Annotated in this window: 2 protein-coding genes; both read right to left on the reverse strand. The window is 36.6% G+C overall.

The features are described from left to right. Positions 1 to 371 precede the first annotated feature (371 nt). Positions 372 to 1,346 carry an ankyrin repeat domain-containing protein gene (locus CWB66_RS14490; protein WP_138585924.1) on the reverse strand — a complete coding sequence of 325 codons (975 nt, stop codon included), beginning with the start codon at positions 1,344 to 1,346 and terminating at the stop codon, positions 372 to 374. Then, a partial coding sequence (locus CWB66_RS22960) for an RHS repeat-associated core domain-containing protein (RefSeq protein ID WP_212747825.1) occupies positions 1,343 to 2,545 on the reverse strand: 1,203 nt, incomplete at its 5' end. The genes CWB66_RS22960 and CWB66_RS14490, both read right to left, overlap by 4 nt.

Consider the following 2,545-nt stretch of genomic DNA (forward strand, 5'->3'; position numbering starts at 1 on the left):
TTAGTATCAATCAAACTTACTTGTCGCTTTCTTGCAATTGCCATAAGACACCCTGCTCATTTCTCATACTAACAAAAACCTAGTACTTAGTTCGCCAAACTGCAAAAATTAGGGTGGGTGTCTAGTTTATTTCCCACTATTTAAAGTGGGTGCCTTTGTTACTTTATTTTCTCTAAATTCAACATAATGAAAGTAGATGTATGAAGTCAAGATTTGACCCCATTGGCTTGTTGAGTTATTCTGGTTGCTGACATTGAAGAGTCCTTTTCTTTAGTGTCATATTATTTAAGTACAACGTGTTCGTAGTGAACTAACACCTACTCATTGGAGTGGGTGCTTGGTTACTTCTTCTTATTTAATTTATTTCCTAGTCAACTTAATGGTTTACGATTTTTTAGGATTGTTTGACTTACGCCTTCCACTTCAAACTTTTTGAGCAATCTCGCTATTCCATGTTGTTTTTCAAAGTCGATTTCTTTTTGGTAAAGCGGGAATAATCTATAAATATTTACAGGATCATTGTTATAGCTAATTTTCTCTTCTATTAGTAAAGCAATACCTTGATATGGCATGCACTCAACTTCCCTAGTAATAATAATTACTCGTTGAGTTGGGTCTATTTCTACTTGGTTTATTACCTCTAACCAATCAAATAACCACGGGTATGATTGAGTAAGCACTTCTTCTGCCGTATCAAAACCTTGTTTTGTTACTTCAAACATTATTTCAGCATCTTTATTGATGTTTTCAGAAAAAACAGCAAACTTACCACGTGCTTTTTTTGAATACAAAACACACGGTGATTCTTTACTTTTTACATCAGTCAGCGCGCCATAGTGAGCACTCAACTTATCTTTAAACGTTTCTGTTATTGCTGATACATAATTAAGTTCGTTTAAATCTTCTTCAATGTTTTTATAGCCTTGCCCACGGCCAAAGCGAATTAACTCTTCCTTACTCTCATTATTGGCGCCATTTTCTATCAATAATTTGAGTAATTCTTTACTTTGGCTGTACACTGCACAGGATAAAGGCGAATCAGCTCCGCCATGATTAACATTAGCACCTAGCTCTATTAATTTTTTAGCCGGTGCAGTTTTATCAACTATAAGAGCTAAGCTGAGTGGTGTTCGCCCATACTCATCTAGACTTTCTATGTCAAATATATTAACTAGCATTTCAATCACATCAGGCACATTATAACTAGATGCTTTATGCAACCAGTTTTCATTCGATACGAAATTGTACTCTATTAATTTAGGGTGTTCTTTAAAAAAAGATTGTAGAGATTCTGTATCGTTTCCAATCATAAATTTTATGGCGACTCTAACTAATTCATTACTCATATGTATTTTTTACCTCTTGTATGATTAGCTGCTAATTTCCCCATCTTGCTTAGGGCATCAGTTACAGCTTCTGGTGTACCTTCTAGATCATGTGCTTGTTGTAAAGCCCCGTAAACTTTTTTAGCCATTTCTTCTGTATGTAAACCTTCGATATTTGGCGCCCATACTAAGTTTTCAGGACCTTTAAGCCAGTCAATTTTATATTCCTCTAAAATAGCTTTACTCTTAAGCACCCACTCTTTTTGCTTCCCACTGCCTTCTTTAAATACGATATGATGAGCATGGGCATTTTCCATTTCTTCAGGACTTGGTTTGGCAACACCATGCTCTTCTTCTAAGATTTTACCAAAGTGAATATTAGCTACTTTTTCATTGTTATCAATATGCTGTTTAGCAAAGTCCTCAATACTAACTGTTTGCGATATTCGGTTACCCGATGGCGTCTCTCTCGTAATTATAATATTATTTTCTTCAGGGCGGATCTTTTCAAAGCTATATTCATGCTTTTTACGATACACACCACCTTCTGGTGGATAATCAATCGTAGATATATCTTGATTGTCAATTGGAGTACAAGCTATCGCAATTTTAAAAATAGCATCCACTGTTTCTTGATCAAAACCATTACCTACTAACGTATTCAGCATCTTTTTTAATCTTTTTTCACCTTCTTTACACAACAACCCAAATGGATCCACCCAGTTCACTGGGTTTGGCGCATATTGATAGTGATTTATACCACCCACTAGGCCAATTGGATCTTGGTTTATAAAGCGTTGTTGTTTGGGGCTGTAGTAGCGATAACGGTTGTAATGTAAGCCGCTCTCTTCATCTAAATACTGCCCTTGAAAACGGATTGGCTGAGTGAAGCTACTTTCTTTATTAAAGTCAGACTCTGCTTTTAGTTCTTCATAACCATACACATCAGCTTGGTTTTCCCAAACGACTTCTGCTTTGCTATTAGTTACAAAACGTGGGGTGTTCAGTTGGTCTAGGTGGTAGTAGTACACCTCGCCTTTTTTAATCAGCGCTACTGGGTGAAATTGATTTGGCAGGTTGATATACCAAGTATATTCACCATGCTGGTATTCGCCGATTAGCTGGTCGTTATCCCAAATGTAGTCAATTTTACCGTGCTCGGTGTGCTTGGCAATACGAAGCCAGAGTGTGTAGTAGTCCTTTTGCGTTTTCTTGACGTT

Origin of the sequence: Pseudoalteromonas sp. S558, from assembly GCF_005886635.1 — a bacterium.
Lineage (GTDB): Bacteria > Pseudomonadota > Gammaproteobacteria > Enterobacterales > Alteromonadaceae > Pseudoalteromonas > Pseudoalteromonas aliena.

Excerpts from the sequence above, each read along its gene's own strand:
- CWB66_RS14490 (WP_138585924.1), bottom strand. The coding sequence starts at position 1,346 with ATGAGTAATGAATTAGTTAGAGTCGCCATAAAATTTATGATTGGAAAC.